15 protein-coding genes are annotated in these 15,946 nt (G+C 67.2%); 12 read left to right on the top strand and 3 right to left on the bottom strand.

The window, feature by feature from the left end:
- On the top strand, window positions 1-762 hold the full coding sequence (locus VFG33_RS37035) for an isocitrate lyase/PEP mutase family protein (RefSeq protein ID WP_325057692.1): 762 nt from the start codon (window positions 1-3) through the stop codon (window positions 760-762).
- Between the two features lie 13 nt (window positions 763-775).
- Here the strand turns inward: VFG33_RS37035 and VFG33_RS37030 are convergent, their stop codons facing one another.
- The 3 genes from VFG33_RS37030 to VFG33_RS37020 all read right to left on the bottom strand — a co-directional run bounded on the left by VFG33_RS37030 (window position 776) and on the right by VFG33_RS37020 (window position 4,462).
- A complete protein-coding gene (locus VFG33_RS37030) occupies window positions 776-2,092 on the bottom strand; it encodes an AlkA N-terminal domain-containing protein (protein ID WP_325057691.1) in 1,317 nt (438 codons plus the stop codon).
- A gap of 85 nt (window positions 2,093-2,177) precedes the next feature.
- A complete protein-coding gene (locus tag VFG33_RS37025; protein WP_325057690.1) occupies window positions 2,178-3,269 on the bottom strand; it encodes an acyltransferase family protein in 1,092 nt (363 codons plus the stop codon).
- On the bottom strand, window positions 3,266-4,462 hold the full coding sequence (locus VFG33_RS37020) for an acyltransferase family protein (RefSeq protein WP_325057689.1): 1,197 nt from the start codon (window positions 4,460-4,462) through the stop codon (window positions 3,266-3,268). The genes VFG33_RS37025 and VFG33_RS37020 overlap by 4 nt, the downstream gene beginning before the upstream one ends.
- A gap of 213 nt (window positions 4,463-4,675) precedes the next feature.
- On the opposite strand from VFG33_RS37020, the gene VFG33_RS37015 reads away from it, so the two are divergent.
- Genes VFG33_RS37015 through VFG33_RS36965 form a run of 11 tightly spaced genes read left to right on the top strand, consistent with a single transcriptional unit; the run spans window position 4,676 to window position 15,687 of the window.
- Window positions 4,676-5,623, top strand: a complete 948-nt coding sequence (locus VFG33_RS37015; RefSeq protein WP_325057688.1) for an ABC transporter ATP-binding protein — start codon at window positions 4,676-4,678, stop codon at window positions 5,621-5,623.
- Window positions 5,620-6,393 (top strand): MlaE family ABC transporter permease, encoded by a 774-nt coding sequence (locus VFG33_RS37010; protein ID WP_325057687.1) that lies wholly within the window; start codon window positions 5,620-5,622, stop codon window positions 6,391-6,393. Before VFG33_RS37015 ends, VFG33_RS37010 begins: the two co-directional genes overlap by 4 nt.
- A 2-nt stretch (window positions 6,394-6,395) precedes the next feature.
- Window positions 6,396-7,235 carry an MlaE family ABC transporter permease gene (locus tag VFG33_RS37005; protein ID WP_325057686.1) on the top strand — a complete coding sequence of 280 codons (840 nt, stop codon included), beginning with the start codon at window positions 6,396-6,398 and terminating at the stop codon, window positions 7,233-7,235.
- A gap of 2 nt (window positions 7,236-7,237) precedes the next feature.
- Window positions 7,238-8,554, top strand: coding sequence for an MCE family protein (locus VFG33_RS37000; RefSeq protein WP_325057685.1), 1,317 nt, complete (start codon window positions 7,238-7,240; stop codon window positions 8,552-8,554).
- On the top strand, window positions 8,551-9,597 hold the full coding sequence (locus VFG33_RS36995) for an MCE family protein (protein WP_325057684.1): 1,047 nt from the start codon (window positions 8,551-8,553) through the stop codon (window positions 9,595-9,597). The genes VFG33_RS37000 and VFG33_RS36995 overlap by 4 nt, the downstream gene beginning before the upstream one ends.
- Window positions 9,594-10,607, top strand: a complete 1,014-nt coding sequence (locus VFG33_RS36990) for an MCE family protein (protein WP_325057683.1) — start codon at window positions 9,594-9,596, stop codon at window positions 10,605-10,607. Before VFG33_RS36995 ends, VFG33_RS36990 begins: the two co-directional genes overlap by 4 nt.
- A gap of 35 nt (window positions 10,608-10,642) precedes the next feature.
- On the top strand, window positions 10,643-11,839 hold the full coding sequence (locus tag VFG33_RS36985; RefSeq protein WP_325057682.1) for an MCE family protein: 1,197 nt from the start codon (window positions 10,643-10,645) through the stop codon (window positions 11,837-11,839).
- Window positions 11,836-13,071, top strand: a complete 1,236-nt coding sequence (locus tag VFG33_RS36980; RefSeq protein WP_325057681.1) for an MCE family protein — start codon at window positions 11,836-11,838, stop codon at window positions 13,069-13,071. Before VFG33_RS36985 ends, VFG33_RS36980 begins: the two co-directional genes overlap by 4 nt.
- Window positions 13,068-14,360, top strand: coding sequence for an MCE family protein (locus VFG33_RS36975; protein ID WP_325057680.1), 1,293 nt, complete (start codon window positions 13,068-13,070; stop codon window positions 14,358-14,360). Before VFG33_RS36980 ends, VFG33_RS36975 begins: the two co-directional genes overlap by 4 nt.
- Window positions 14,357-14,854, top strand: a complete 498-nt coding sequence (locus tag VFG33_RS36970; protein ID WP_325057679.1) for an Rv1363c family protein — start codon at window positions 14,357-14,359, stop codon at window positions 14,852-14,854. The genes VFG33_RS36975 and VFG33_RS36970 overlap by 4 nt, the downstream gene beginning before the upstream one ends.
- Complete coding sequence (locus tag VFG33_RS36965) at window positions 14,854-15,687, top strand: hypothetical protein (protein ID WP_325057678.1); 834 nt, start codon at window positions 14,854-14,856, stop codon at window positions 15,685-15,687. Before VFG33_RS36970 ends, VFG33_RS36965 begins: the two co-directional genes overlap by 1 nt.
- Window positions 15,688-15,946 lie beyond the last annotated feature (259 nt).

Genomic DNA, 15,946 nt, shown 5'->3' with positions numbered 1-15,946 from the left:
ATGACGATCGACAGAAGCGCTCAAGCGCGCGAGTTCCAGGCCCTGCACCAGAAGCCTCCGCTCGTCCTGCCGAATGCCTGGGATGCGGGGTCGGCGAAGGCGATCGAGGCGGCAGGCGCGCAGGCGATCGCGACCACCAGTGCCGGCGTTGCCTGGGCAGCGGGGACTGCGGATGCGGGTGGACTCACCCGCTCCGACGCTTTCGAGGCCTTACGCCGCATCGTCGCTGCCGTCTCCGTGCCCGTCACCGCCGACATCGAGTCCGGGTACGGCGGGTCGCCGGCTGAGGTCGCGGCGACCGTTGCCGAGGTCATCGCGATCGGAGCCGTCGGCATCAACCTGGAAGACAGCGCCAACCGTGCATTGATCGACCCGGCAGCACAGGCGGAACGGATCGCAGCGGCACGGGAAGCCGCTATCGCTGCAGGTATCGAGCTCTGCATCAACGCTCGCATCGATACCTACTTCTTCGGGGACCCAGCGGAGACGGTCGAGCGGGCCGCGGCCTACACCGAGGCTGGTGCGGACGTGGTGTTCGTCCCGGGGCTGCTGGACCCGGTCGCGATCCGCCAGTTGGTCGCCGCGATCTCGTTGCCCCTGAACCTGATGGTCGGTCCAGGCGCGCCAACTGTCGCCGAACTCGTCGAACTCGGAGTCGCGAGGATCAGCGTGGGCCCCGCGATCACCGCACGCGCCTATGCACTCGCCGGTGCGGCCGCGGCAGAGCTGCTCACCGACGGCACCTACAACACACTGGGGTAGTAACGCGCCGCTGTCATCCGAGGATGGCAGCGGTCTCCAGGTGGGTGGCCGCCAGCGCTCGCCACGGCCGCCATGCTTCGGATTCCTCGTCACGGGGAAAGGCATCTCGCGCCCCGAGCCGCAGCGCGATCCACTGCGCAGTTCTCTCCGTGACGCCGGAGACCGCGGTCAATGACCCGATCAGCTCGTCCAGCGACTCACCGCCGTCCAGCGACACGTTGCCCCCAGCAACCGCTGCGGCCAGTGCCCTGACAATCGCTTCGACCTCAGACGGTACGCCGTACTGGTCCGCCCGCGCGAGCGTCTCCGCCGACGGGAAGGTATGCGTCAATCCATAGCCGAGGCCGGCGAACGGTGTTCCCTGAGCCTCGACCAGCCGGCCAAGTGCGTCCCTCCCGCCGGCTTCGCCGAGGCAATCAGCGACTACCGCCTGCACGGCGACCTCGAACGGCCCCCAGATCCCCGGCACCCGCAGCCCGGGACGCGCCGCGATCAGCGGTCCGATCACGGGGTCTCCCGCGAGCTGGGCCGCGGCCAGCACCGGCTCGGTCTGCAGGCCGACGAGACGGCCCGCTCTCTCGACCACGTGGATCGTCCCTTCCCAGTAAGGAAGATGGGCCTTCAACAGGAGGTGATCGGAGCCTGCGGGTGCGATCTCGAGCAGTCCGGGATCGCCGTCGAGGGTGATCGTGCGCCGGTAGACGCCGTCAACGACCGACTCCACCCCGGGAACGGCGTTCCGGGCGAGGAAGGCGGCCATCGCGTCCCAGTCGTAGGGCGGCGTGAACGGCATCCGCAGCAGCAGACCGCCGTCCGCCGCCAGCCGGTCGTTGCGCCGGCGCCGCTGCCTGAGCTCACCCGGAGTCGACCGGAACACCTCGCGGATGGCCCGATTGAACTGGCGAAGGCTGCCGAATCCCGAGGCGAAGGCGACATCCGCGATGGTCAGCTCCGAGTCGTCCAGCAGCCTCCTGGCGAAATGAGCCCGCCGCGACCGGGCGAACTGGTCCGGTGTGACGCCGAGATGATCGTTGAACATCCGCCGCAGATGCCGCGCCGATACCCCGAGCCGCCGGCCGAGCGCCGCCTCGCCCGCGTCGTCGAGCACGCCGCTGATGATCAACTGCACCGCGCGACAGACCAGTTCGGGCGCCTCGTCCGCCACGGTCCCCGCCACCCGGTACGGCCGGCACCGCAGGCACGCCCGATACCCCGCGGCCTCCGCGGCAGCGGCCAGCTCGAACGTCCGCACATTCTCGGCCAACGGCTTGGCCCCACACCCTGGCCGACAGTAGATGCCGGTCGTCCGCACCGCCGAATAGGTCGTCACGCCCCACCCCCAACCGCCCGTCGCTACCACGTCCGGACACACTCCAGAGACTAGGCACCCGTTCCGACACTTTCCGCGGTCTGGCCTAAGAGGCGTTGCTGCGGACCTCTGAAGCAGTACGGCGGGCGTGGTTCAACAGGGTGCGGCGGGCCGGGGCACCTAGATATCTGTGGGCGCCTTCGGCGACGACGATGGCGAGGGCGATCCAGGCGATCGCGAGCAGGCCGTTCGCCAGGGAGCCGGCGTGGACGGGGCCGAAGCCGTGGACCACGATCGTGTGGAGCAGGAAGAGGGCGTAGCTGATGACGCCCAGTCGGATCATCACGTTGGTGGAGAGCAGCACTGAGGTCCAGGAGCCGCGCGTGGCCGCGACGGTGAGGATCACCAGAGCCAGCGGCGCCGACCACAGTGCGCTGTACTGCACCGCACTGCTCGAGCCGAACAAGATGATCACCGCTACCGCATAGATCACAGCACCCGCCTGCACCAGATAGGCGGCACGTGTAGTGGTCAGGCGATACACCCAGTACGCCGCTCGCGTGGTCGGCCGCTGCACCGAGTACGCCGTACGGGTGGCTAGGCCGGCCACGATCATGCCGATCACGAGATCCGGCACCCAGACGAGGGGATTGCGGTAGAGCCAGGCATCGGAGCCCGTGGTCAGCCGTACGCCCAGCACGACCAACTGCAGTGCGAACGCGACGAGCAACGAGGTCGCGGGACTCGTGGCGACCACCCGGGCCAGCAGGGGATAGGCGCAGTACAGAAGGAGAGCGGTCCCGACGAACCAGGCCTCAGGACCGAAGACAGTCCGGATCCAGTCGCCGCCGTTGAGGGCGCCGAGGATCAGTACGCCGAGCCCGACCACCACGAACAGCGGAGCCAGCCGAGCCACCCGGGCCATCGCATAGCGGCCGAGCGCCTGCCGCCCGGACCACACCGTCAGCGACGGGTAGTTGTAAGCCAGCACGAACCCGGACAGCAGGAAGAAGAACGGCACGCCCAGCGACGCCCCCGCCACCAGGTCATGCAAGAAGGCCGGCGCAGTCCGCCAGACGCCCACCTGAGACGCGACCACCCCGACAGCGGCGAGCCCGCGAAGTCCTGTCAGCGCAAGGATCTCCGGCCTGGGATGGGAGAGCGCAGCGCCTTGCTCGACCGATGTGAGTCCGCTCACGCCGAGACCTTCTCAGTCGCACGCTCAGTGACAGCCGGCCGCCGCGTCAGCCGCAGTACGGCCCGACGAGCCGGTACTTCGATCAGCCGGTGCGCGCCTTCCCCGACCAGTAAGCACAATCCGACGATCACCAGCACCGCCAGGTACGCCGCCCAGCCGGGTGGATCCGCCAGCATGCTGTTGGGATCCCTCCCCAGATAGGCCAGCAACGGCCGGTGCGTCAGGTAGACGGCATAACTAGCAGTACCCAAAGTCACCAGGGCCCGGGTGGCAAAGAAGCGGGACAGCCACGCAGTAGGCGCAGCAGCCATCGACAGCAGCAGTACTGCGAACGGCACGGTCCACATCGCCCCGTAGAACGCAGGCAGCTGCCAGTCGGCCAGAGACGGTCCGATCGACGCCACAACGAGCACAAAGCCGACACTAACCACCTGCACCCAACCCGCCAGCCGCTCGCGCAAGCGGAATCCCCGCAGCAGCAGGAAAGCTAGCGAGATCCCGACCACGAACTCGGACAACCGCGGCAAGGGATTGCGGTAGAGCCACCGATGACCGGACGACGGATCCTTCACCGACAGGAAGGCCCATCCCTCAGCCGTGAAGATCGCGACCAGTGCCACCTGCACGGCGAAGGCGACCACCATCACTCCGACGAGTCCGAGACTCCCGAACCGCTTGGAGACATAGGCGATCACGGGCACCAGGAGCGGGAACACGGCGTACAGGAAGATCTCCACGCAGATCGACCAGCCGGGCGAGTTGTAGCTGGCCTGGCCGATCGAATAGTCCCCGGACCACGACTGGATGGCGAGCACATGCCGCCACAACGACTCCTGCGGTACGCCGTGCGCGGCGCGCTGTATTACCAGGAACAACAGCACCACCCAGTACAGCGGCATCACCCGCGCGATCCGGGCCAGGTAGAACCGCCACAGCCGGGTGCCGGCCGTGATCGTCAGCGTCGAGTAGTTCCACGCCAGCACCAGCCCGGACAACATGAAGAACAGCGGGACCCCGATATAGCCGGAGGCAACCAGGTTCCGTAACGGTGACGGTGCCGAAGCTGGTAACCCGATGTGATGCAACACGACGGCGAGGGCTGCCGCGGCCCGGACGCCCGTCAGCGCTAGGATCTCGGCACGCGGGTGCGGGAGCTGATCCCCGTGCTGCGGTGAAGCGATACCGTGCGGCACCCGCAGGACTGTACCGGACCGTCCTGCCCGGCCTCGGACGCAGTACCCCGGACGGAACGTGACCAGAGCGTGACTAATTGATCGCAAACACTTGATACACAGGGGTTACGCAAAAAGGTACTCGTGCGTAACCTAGGCAACCGCGCCCTCGTTGAACCGATGCCAAGTCGTCGGTTCGGGGCCTGTACGACCAAAGACCCGTGAGGAGGACCGGTGGGCGTAGAAGTCCGCGTAGAGGGACTCACGAAGTCCTTCGGCAGTCAGCTGATCTGGGGCGACGTGTCCCTGACGCTGCCTGCAGGCGAGATCTGCGTGATGCTGGGCCCTTCCGGTACCGGTAAGTCCGTATTCCTCAAGACGCTGATCGGTCTGCTCAAGCCGGACCGGGGCCACGTGCACATCGAGGGCGTCGACATCGCCACCTGCTCGGAGCGCAAGCTGTACGAGGTGCGCAAGCTGTTCGGCGTGCTGTTCCAGGACGGCGCGATGTTCGGCTCGATGAACCTGTACGACAACGTCGCCTTCCCGCTCCGCGAGCACACCCGCAAGTCCGAGTCCGAGATCCGCTCCATCGTGATGGAGAAGATGGAGATGGTCGGCCTGGTCGGGGCGGAGAAGAAGCTGCCCGGGGAGATCTCCGGCGGCATGCGCAAGCGCGCCGGCCTGGCCCGCGCGCTGGTGCTGGAGCCCGAGATCCTGCTCTTCGACGAGCCCGACTCCGGCCTGGACCCGGTCCGCACCGCGTTCCTGAACCAGCTGATCATCGACCTGAACGAGATGACCCAGGCGACCTGCCTGATCGTCACGCACGACATCAACACCGCGCGCACCGTGCCGGACAACATCGGCCTGCTGTACCACCGGCACCTGGCGATGTTCGGCCCGCGGGAGATGCTGCTGTCCAGCGAGGAGCCGGTGGTCCGCCAGTTCCTGAACGCCCAGCGGATCGGCCCGATCGGCATGTCCGAGGAGAAGGACGCCGAGGACCTCGCCCGCGAGGCCGACCAGGAGCTGCCGCCGCTGCCGCCGATCCCGGTGCAGCAGCTGCCGAGCAGCGGTGTGATCCGTCCGACGCAGCGGCCACCGGGACAGTGGTGTGCCGACAACGGGGTGACCCCGCCGCCGGGCTCCTTCGCCTCCGATGTGGTGGGGGCTACGTGACTGTTGACGCGACCGCCCCGCTGAAGCACGCAGGATCGCTCTTCGCGTTCGCACTCGACACCGCCAGGGCCTCTGTCCGGCGGCCGTTCCAGCTGCGCGAGTTCCTGCAGCAGGCCTGGTTCGTGGCCAGCGTGACGATCATCCCGACCGCGCTGGTGGCGATCCCCTTCGGTGCGGTGATCGCGCTGCAGGTCGGCGGGCTGATCCAGCAGTTCGGTGCCCAGGCGTTCACCGGGTCCGCTGCGGTGCTGGCCGTAGTACGGGAGGCGTCGCCGATCGCGACCGCTCTGCTGATCGCGGGAGCGGGCGGTTCGGCGATCTGCGCGGACCTCGGCGCGCGCAAGATCCGCGAAGAGCTGGACGCGATGATGGTGCTCGGCATCGACCCGATCCAGCGCCTGGTGGTGCCGCGGGTGCTGGCCACCATGCTGGTCGCCTTCTTCCTGAACGGCTTCGTCAGCGTGGTCGGCGTGATGGGCGGCTACATCTTCAACGTGGTCCTGCAGGACGGTACGCCGGGGAGTTACATCGCCTCGTTCACCGCGCTCGCCCATCTGCCCGACCTGTGGCAGGGCCAGGCGAAGGCGCTGGTGTTCGGCTTCATCGCCGCGGTGGTCGCGTCGTACAAGGGGATGAACGCGGGCGGCGGCCCGAAGGGGGTCGGCGACGCGGTGAACCAGTCCGTCGTGATCACCTTCATGCTGCTGTTCGTCGCGAACTTCTCCATGACGGCGATCTACTTCCAGCTCGTACCGCCGAAGGGGGCCTGACCGTGACAGCAGCACAGTCAGTCCTCGATGTCCTGGTGAAGAAGCCGCTCCACTCCCTCGACCGGCTGGGTGAACAGCTCTCCTTCTACATCAAGGCGCTGGCCTGGTCGGGCAAGTCGATCACCCGCTATCGCAAGGAGATCCTGCGGCTGCTGGCCGAGGTGACGCTGGGCACCGGCGCCCTCGCGGTGATCGGCGGCACCGTCGGTGTGATCACCTTCCTGGCCTTCTTCACCGGGACCGAGGTCGGCCTGCAGGGGTACTCGGCGCTGAACCAGATCGGCACCTCGGCCTTCGCCGGCTTCGTCTCCGCCTACATCAACACCCGCGAGATCGGCCCGCTGATCGCCGGTATCGCGCTCGCCGCGACCGTCGGCTGCGGCTTCACCGCGCAGCTCGGCGCGATGCGGATCAGCGAGGAGATCGACGCGCTCGAGGTGATGGCGATCCCGTCGCTGCCCTACCTGGTGACCACCCGGATCATCGCCGGTCTGATCGCCGTCGTCCCCCTGTACGTCGTCGGCCTGCTCGCCTCGTACTTCGCGACGAGGCTGACCGTGACCACGTTCTACGGGCAGAGTACGGGGACGTACGACCATTACTTCCATCTGTTCTTACCACCGGGGGACGTGCTCTGGTCCTTCGGGAAAGTGCTGGTCTTCGCGGTCCTGGTGATCCTGGTGCACTGCTACCACGGCTACCACGCGACCGGTGGCCCGGCCGGAGTCGGTGTCGCGGTCGGTCGCGCGGTACGGACCTCCATCGTGGTGATCAACGTCGTCGACCTGCTGCTCTCGATGGCGATCTGGGGCACCACGACGACGGTCAGGCTGGCGGGGTAGCGATGGCCAAACGCGTCCTCGGGACAGCCTTCATCGGGCTGGTCTGCTTCCTGCTCTGGCTCACCTATGCCTTCTACGCCAAGATCTTCGTCGACACCGTGGACGTGAAGCTGGAGACCAGCCACATCGGCCTGCAGCTGAACCGGCACGCGGACGTGAAGCTGCGCGGCATCATCGTCGGCGAGGTCCGCAGTGTCTCGACCAACGGCGAGACCGCGACGATCGAACTGGCCCTGAAGCCCGACCAGGTCAAGGAGATCTCCAGCGCGGTCAGCGCGCGGATCCTGCCCAAGACCCTGTTCGGCGAGAAGTACGTCGCCCTGGTGCCGCCGAGGGGCGCGGAGGGCCGGGCGATCCGGGCGGGCGATGTGATCTCCCGGGACAAGACCGCGGTCGGCATCGAGATCGAGAAGGTGCTGAACGACGCGCTGCCGCTGCTGCAGGCGGTCGACCCCGCTGATCTGAACGCAACTCTGAACGCCCTGGCGACCGCGCTGGAGGGACGCGGCAGCGAGATCGCCGAGACCCTGACCCAGCTCGACGGCTACCTGAAGAAGCTGAACCCGAATGTGCCGAAGCTGATGGCGGCCCTGACCAAGCTGACCCAGGTCTCGGACATCTACGGCGACGTGACCCCCGACCTGGTCCGGGCGCTGCGCAACCTGACCATCACCGGCAACACCGTGGTGGAGAAGGAGCAGCAACTGCAGACCTTCTTCACCGACGTGACCACGCTGTCGACCACGGCGAACGGGTTCCTGAAGGAGAACGAGGACCGGGTGATCCGGCTCGGCGAGGTGAGCAAGCCGGTGCTGGACCTGCTGGAGCGGTACTCGCCGGAGTTCCCCTGCTTCCTCAAGGTGATGACGGACACCGCGCCGGTCCTGAGCGACACGTTCCGCGACGGGGCCCTGCACATCAACCTCGAGCTGATCACGAACCAGCCGACGCCGTACGAGTCGAACGAACTGCCGAAGTACGAGGACAAGCGCGGTCCCACCTGTGTCGGCAAGAACTACAGTCACCCGGGAGCCAAGCCGGGCCCGTACACGCAGGACAACCCGGCGCCGTACATCACCGGTGAGGACGGCGTGATCGGCGATCACAACAAGGAAGAGCGCTTCCCGCTGAACCTGACCCTGAACCGCTCGGCGCCCGGGTTCGCGATGGACACCGGCGGCGTCGGGACCCCCGCGGAACAGAAGGTGATCGACTCCTTCGTCGGTCCCGCGATGGGCGTCCCGGCAGGCGACGTACCGGATCTGGCCACCTTGATGATTGGCCCGCTGACTCGTGGAGGGCAGGTGAACCTGAAGTGAAGCTGCTGGACAGGAAGACCTCGTTCGACACCGTGCGGCTGGCGATCTTCGTGGTGGTCACCACCATCGCCACGGCTCTACTTGCCGTCACGATCGGGAACATCACCTTCAACGCGACCACGAAGTACCGGGCCGTGTTCACCGACGTGGTCGGGCTGAACAAGGGTGACGACATCCGGATCGCCGGGGTGCGGGTCGGCCAGGTCGACAAGATCGCGCTCCAGCAGACTGATGGCGGTCAGGGTGGGTTGGCGATGGTCACCTTCTCGGTCGACTCCGACCAGGTGCTCGACACCTCGACCCGCGCGACCATGCGCTACCGGAACCTGGTCGGCAACCGCTACGTCGCGCTCACCGAGGGCGTCGGTGGCGGCACCCGGATGAAGAAGAACGATGTCATCGACAAGGACCGGACCGCGCCGGCGCTGGACCTGTCGGTGCTGTTCAACGGGTTCAAGCCGCTGTTCACCGCGCTCACCCCGGCGGACGTGAACCAGTTCGCCTTCGAGGTGATCAAGGTGCTGCAGGGCGAGGGCGGCACGATCGAGAGCCTGCTGGCCCGGACCGCCTCGCTGACCACCACGCTGGCCGACGCGGACCAGGTGATCGGTGACCTGATCACCAACCTGACCTCGACGCTGCAGATCGTCTCGCAGCGGCAGGCGAACTTCTCCCAGTTGCTGGTGAACCTGCAGCGATTCATCACTGGGCTGAGCCAGGACATCAACCCGATCCTGGGCTCGCTCGGCTCGATCAACTCGCTGAACACCAAGACCGCTGGGCTGCTGCAGCAGACCCGGGTGCCGCTGAAGGCGGACCTGGACCAGCTCCGGACGATCGCGTCCACGCTGGACGACACCCAGGCGATCTGGGTGAAGACGCTGCAGAAGATGCCGGACAAGCTGAACACGATGACCCGGACCGCGTCGTACGGGTCCTGGTTCAACTTCTTCCTCTGCGGCTTCGACGGCAACGTCACCCTGCCGCTGGGCACCCGGATCCCGGTCAGCTACGACAACAACTCGGCGAGGTGCGCCAAGTGAAGCCGTTCAGAGAGCAGAACCAGGTCACCATCGGGGTGGTCGGCCTGGTCGTGATCGGGCTGATCATGCTGGCCGCCTTCAAGGCGCAGGATCTGCCGCTGATCGGCGGCGGGGTGAAGTACTCCGCGCAGTTCTCCGAGGCCGGCGGGCTGAAGCCGAACGACGAGATCCGGGTCGCCGGGGTCCGCGTCGGCCAGGTCCGCAAGGTTGATCTCGAGGGCAGCCACGTGCGGGTCGACTTCGTCGTCGACAAGGGCGTGAAGCTCGGCGACCAGACCGGCGCCGAGATGAAGATCAAGACGCTGCTCGGGCAGAAGTACCTGAAACTGAACCCGGCCGGTGAGGGGACGCTCAAGGAGGGTTCGGAGATCCCGCTGGCGCGGACCATCTCGGCGTACGACGTGGTCGACGCCTTCACGGATCTCGCCAACACCACCGAGCGGATCGACACCGCCCAGCTGGCCAAGGCCCTGGACACCTTGTCCACCACCTTCAAGAACACCCCGGCGGAGGTCAAGGCGTCCCTCGACGGGCTGTCCAGGCTGTCCCGGAACGTGGCCAAGCGGGACGAGGACCTGAAGAAGCTGCTCCAGCACTCCGACACCGTCACCAAGATCCTTGCCGACCGCAACCAGGAGCTGATCAAGCTGCTGAAGGACGGCAACACGGTGTTCCAAGCGGTGCAGGCCCGCCGCGATCTCGTCCACCAGTTGCTCGTGTCGACACAGAAGCTGGCCGCGCAAATCACCGCGCTGGTCCGGGAGAACCGCAAGGACCTGACGCCCACCCTGCAGAAGGTGAACGCCGTCCTCGCCACCCTGCTGGCGAACCAGAACGCGCTGGACGCCAGCATCCGTGGCCTCGCGCCGTACGCGCGGGTGTTCACGAACACGCTCGGCACCGGGCCGTGGTTCGACACCTACGTGCAGAACCTGGCCCCGGTTCCGGAGATCCCGCTGCCGAAGGTCCAGATTCCTGGTCTGCCGCCGATCCTGGGAGGTGGCGGATGAAGAGACCGGGGTGGTGGGGTGGGGAAAGTATCAAGATGGCTGCGTTCTCCCGGCTGGTTGCGATCGGTGTCGTGGTCGCGGTGCTGGCGGTCAGCGTGATCGCGCTCTGGCCGAACCCCGAACGGGTCTCCGCGACGGCGTACTTCCCCCGCGCGGTCAGTGTCTACCCGGGCTCGGACGTGCGGATCTTGGGCATCAAGGTCGGCGAGATCGAAAGTGTCACGCCGGCCGGCCGTTCGGTCCGGGTGAAGTTCTGGTGGGAGGCCAAGCACAAGGTGCCGGCCGACGCGAAGGCGGTGATCGCGTCGCCGTCGATCGTGGCCGACCGGTACCTCCAGCTCACCCCCGCCTACACCAAGGGTGACGTGATGGCCGACGGGACGGAGATCCCGTTGACCAGGACCGCCGTACCGCTGGAGCTGGACCAGATCTACCAGAGCCTGAACGACCTGTCCGTGGCACTCGGCCCGAAGGGCGCGAACGACCAGGGCGCACTGTCGCGGCTGCTGGACGTCTCTGCGGCCAACCTCAACGGTCAAGGCGCCAAGCTGAACCAGACCATCACGGACGTCTCGAAGCTGACGCAGACGCTGTCGGGCAACTCCGACAGTCTGTTCAACACGATCCGCCAGTTGCAGACCTTCGTCTCCGCGCTGGCCGCGAACGACTCGCTGGTCAAGCAGTTCAACACCAACTTCGCTGCCGTCTCGACCACCTTGGCCGGCGAGCGGAAGGACCTGTCCGCCGCGTTGTCCACTCTGGCGACGGCGCTCGGCGAGGTCGCGTCCTTCGTCAAGGACAACCGCGGGCTGCTGAAGACCACCATCTCCGGCGCCACCGACATCTCCCAGATCCTGGTCAAGGAGAAGGCCGCGCTGGCCGAGATCATCGACACCGCCCCACTCGGCCTGGGCAACCTGGCCCGCGTCTACAACCCGCAGTTCGGGACCCTGGACCAGCGGATCAACCTGGCCCAGCTGGACGACCCGGCAACGTTCATCTGCTCGCTGTTGCTCCAGGCGAACCAGCCGGTGTCCACCTGCTCGGCGCTGAAGCCCGTGCTCGACGCACTGCCGAAGCTCCCGCTGCTGAGCGCCATCACCGGCGACAGCAACACCGGCTCCGGCGGCCCAGCCGGTACTCCGTGGGCTCCCGCCCCGGCTCCGAAGCTTCCGAGTCCCGACAACGTCGACTCCACCCTCGGTGGCCTGGTCCCGGGAGCCACCCCATGAGGCGGCGGCTGAGGGTTCTCGCCGGCGTGGTTGCGCTGGCCACGTTGCTGAGCGGCTGCGACTTCAGTGTCTACTCGTTGCCGTTGCCGGGCGGCGCCAAGATCAAGGGACCGGCGTACACGGTCACGGTCGAGTTCAGCGACGTCCTCGACCTGGTGCCGAAGTCCTCGGTGAAGGTGGACGACGTCACGGTCGGAACGGTCGAGAAGGTCTGGCTCGAGGGCTACGTCGCGAAGGTGCGACTGAAGCTGCCGAAGAGCCTCGACCTGCCGGACAACGCCCGGGCGACGATCCGGCAGACCAGCCTGCTCGGCGAGAAGTTCGTCTCGCTGGCGCCGCCGACCGGTGACGAGAAGCCGCGCGGCAAGCTGGAGAACGGCGAGCTGATCCCGCTGTCGCGGACCACCAGCAACGTCGAGGTCGAGCAGGTCCTGTCCGCGCTCTCGCTGCTGCTGAACGGCGGCGGCGTGGCCCAGTTGCAGATCATCACCCAGGAACTGAACAAGGCGCTGACCGGCAACGAGCCGGCCATCCGCAGCGTGCTGACCCAGCTGAACACCTTCGTCGGGACGCTGGACAAGAACAAGCAGCAGATCGTCACCGCGATCACGGCGGTCGACTCGCTGGCGAAGAAGCTCAACGCGCAGAAGGCCACCCTGGCGACCGCGATCGACTCGCTGCCGAAGTCGATCGCCACCCTGGACAAGCAACGGGCCGCGCTGGTGAAGACCTTGCAGGCGCTGGCAACGCTGGGCAACACCGCGACCAGGGTGATCACGGCATCCCAGAAGGACCTGGTGGCCAACCTCCAGTCGCTGTACCCGGTGCTGACGAACCTGGCCAAGGCGGGGGAGAACCTGCCGAAGTCGCTGGAGCTGCTCTTCACCTATCCCTTCCCGGACGCTGCGGCAGATGCGGTGCAGGGTGACTTCACCAACCTGGTCATCACTCTCGACGTGAACACCCAGAAGGCACTGCAGGGCCTGCTCGGGCTGAACCTGCCCAGCACCGGGCTCACCTTGCCGACCGCCAAGCTGAGCCTCCCGGTCCACAACTCACCGCAGTTCCCGACCGCCGGCTCGACCGGTGGCCTGCCGCCACTGCCACTACCGACCGGCACAGCCACCAGCTGCATCACCGTGCTCGGTCTACCGGTCTGTACCCCGACGCTCAACCGGTCCGGGTTCGATCCGGAGCTGGCCAAGGTCCTGATGCCGGGGGTGGCCAAGTGATCAGCAGAACGGTCCGGATCCAGCTGATGGTGTTCCTGCTGATCACCGTGGTCGGCATCGCCTATGTCGGCGGCAAGTACGCGCAGGTGGACCAGCTGCTGTTCGACGACGACTACACCGTCAGCGCCAGCTTCGCCGAGTCCGGCGGCATCTTCACCGGCGCCGAGGTGACGTACCGCGGCCAGCCGGTCGGCCGGGTCGGCAAGCTCGAGCTGCTCTCCGACGGCGTCGAGGTCAACCTGGACATCGACAAGAAGCAGAAGATCCCGAACGACCTGCTCGCCGTGGTCGCGAACCGGTCCGCGATCGGCGAGCAGTACGTCGACCTGCAGCCGCGCCGCGACGGCGGTCCCTACCTGCAGGACCGCTCCAAGATCGCCCGGCAGGACACCGCGATCCCGATCGACACCACCGAGCTGCTGCTGAACCTGGACCAGCTGGTGAACTCGGTCGACAAGAACAGCCTGAAGACCACCGTCAAGGAGCTCGGCGACGCGCTCCGCGGCCGCGGCACCGACCTGCAGAAGATCATCGACAGCTCCGGACACCTGATCGACGACGCGGACGCGAACATCCTGCAGACGATCAAGCTGATCAACGACGGCGACACCGTGCTCGCCACCCAGGTGGCCAGCGGCGACGCGATCAAGACCTGGGCGAAGAACCTGGCGCTGCTGTCGGACACCCTGGTCAGCTCGGACGCGAGCATCCGGTCCGTGATCGACAACGGCTCGGCCGCGTCGACGCAGCTCACCGGCCTGATCCAGGACAACCGCGCGGACATCGCGGTGCTGCTGGGTAACCTGCTGACAGTGAGCGAGATGACCGCGGTCCGGCTGGACGCCGTCGAACAGTTGCTGGTGGTCTACCCGGCGGTGTCGATGGGCGGCTACGTAGTACCGGCGAAGGACGCGGGGACAGGGCACTACGACGCCCACTTCGGGCTCGTGCTCGGCGTCAGCCCGCCTGCCTGCCGAGCCGGCTACAACGGCACCGACAAGCGGGTCCCACAGGACACCACCAGCAAGGCCGCCAACTCCAAAGCCGCCTGTACTGCGAAGCCGTCGACCGGGATCGACGTCCGCGGCTCGCAGAACAAGCCGAACCCCACGTCCCGCGAGGATGCCAACCGGATCGGGTACGGCGTCGGGTACGACCCGGCCACCGGCGCGGCAGGTGGTTCCGGCGGCATGCCCGAACTGGTGCTCGGCTCGACCGGCGGCCAGGAGGATCTCCTCGGCGCGGACTCCTGGAAAGCCCTCCTCCTCGGACCGGTGACTGCGAAGTGACTTCAACCTCCCGGCGGGGCCCGGTGATTCTGGCCTGGGCGCTCAGCGTGCTGCTCGTGGTCGCGCTTGCGGCCGCGACCGTGTCGGTGCTCGCGTTGCGACGTCAGGACGTGCGGAACGAAGACCGTGCGGGCGCGATGCAGGCAGCCCGGCAGTTGGCGCTCGACTTCACCACCTATAACTACGGGACCTGGGACGCCGACGCGAAGCGGGTGGTGGACGACTCCACCGGGCAGTTCAAGGAGGAGTTCTCCTCCGGGTCGAACTCGGTCAAGACCGAGGTGGTGGCGAACAAGGCGACCTCCAAGGGCGATGTGAAGGAGGCCGCCGTGGTGTCGAACGACAAGGACTCGGCCCAGGTCCTGGTGATCGTGAACGCCGTGGTGACGAACACCGCGGCGTCGACCGGCGTCGAGCGGCGCTACCGGATCAAGCTCGACATGGTCCGCGAGAACAACCGCTGGCTGACCGCCGACTTCCAGGTCGTGGGCTGATGCCGGACCGCAACCGCAACCGCATTGCCGGCCGCCGCCGCCCCACCCCCGACCGCGGCCCACACACCCCGCCCGACACCGAGGACACCCCCACCGACGCATCCCCGCAAGCGCCCTCGGCGCCCGCCGAGCCGGGCGAGTCCACGGGCGTGCAGCCGCCCGTTGCCCCCGCCGTGGAGGAAGCGGAGGCGGCTGCGGCAGACGTGACCCCTACCACAGTCGACGCTGACGACCCGCTGGTAATGGTCCCGTCAGAGCGGCGAGGGCGGCGCACGGCCTGGCTGATCAGGCGCAGCACCTTACGGAAAGTAGCGGAGGCGGCTGAGGCAGCGGCGCCCGCGAAAAGAGCCCGGGCGGTCAGTGTGGTGCTGTCCGGCGTCCTGGCGGTGCTCATCGTGGTGATCCTGGCGTTTGCCGGGATTCTCGGGCTGAAGGCCTGGAAGGGGCAGCAGGCCGAGGACGCCCGGGGCGAGGCGGCCGCGGCGGGCCGGAAGGCTGCCGAAACCGCGCTCAGTTACGACTACCGCTCGCTCGACAAGAGCTTCGCCGCCGCCCGCGCCACCATGACCCCGGATTTCGCCACCAAGTTCGACGAGACCGCCAAGGTGGCCGGCGAGCTCGCCACCAAGACCAAGGCGACCGTGCGCGCCGAGGTCCGGGAGGTCGGCGTACGGGATGGTGACGCCGATCGCGTCACGCTGGTCATCTTCGTCAACCAGACGACCACCAGCACGATCACGCAGGGTAAGCCCCGGGTCGATCTGAACCGGACGAGATTCACGATGGTCCGAAACGGGGACCAATGGCTGGTCCAGGAGATCGCTGGACTGTAGTCTCATGGTGACTCCGGAAAGGTTCGAGTTCCGGGCGGCTCGCGGGTCCATCCACCCGCTGGAGACCCCGGGTCGGTCCTTGACGGAGAGGGTGGTCCGACGGCATAGTGTTGGACCCCATTGGACAGTCTTGCCCTGATCGGGTAATCTATTGCTTTGCGCTGCCTCTACCTCCCCCCTGGCTCAGGTCAAAACTTGACTAGGGCGGTTCGGCATGCGCTCCCAGCACCGAAGTGCCAGCACAGTAGTTACTTTGCGA

It is taken from the genome of Kribbella sp. (assembly GCF_035687465.1).
Taxonomy (GTDB): domain Bacteria; phylum Actinomycetota; class Actinomycetes; order Propionibacteriales; family Kribbellaceae; genus Kribbella.
This window is presented reverse-complemented; position numbering and strand designations above follow the sequence as displayed.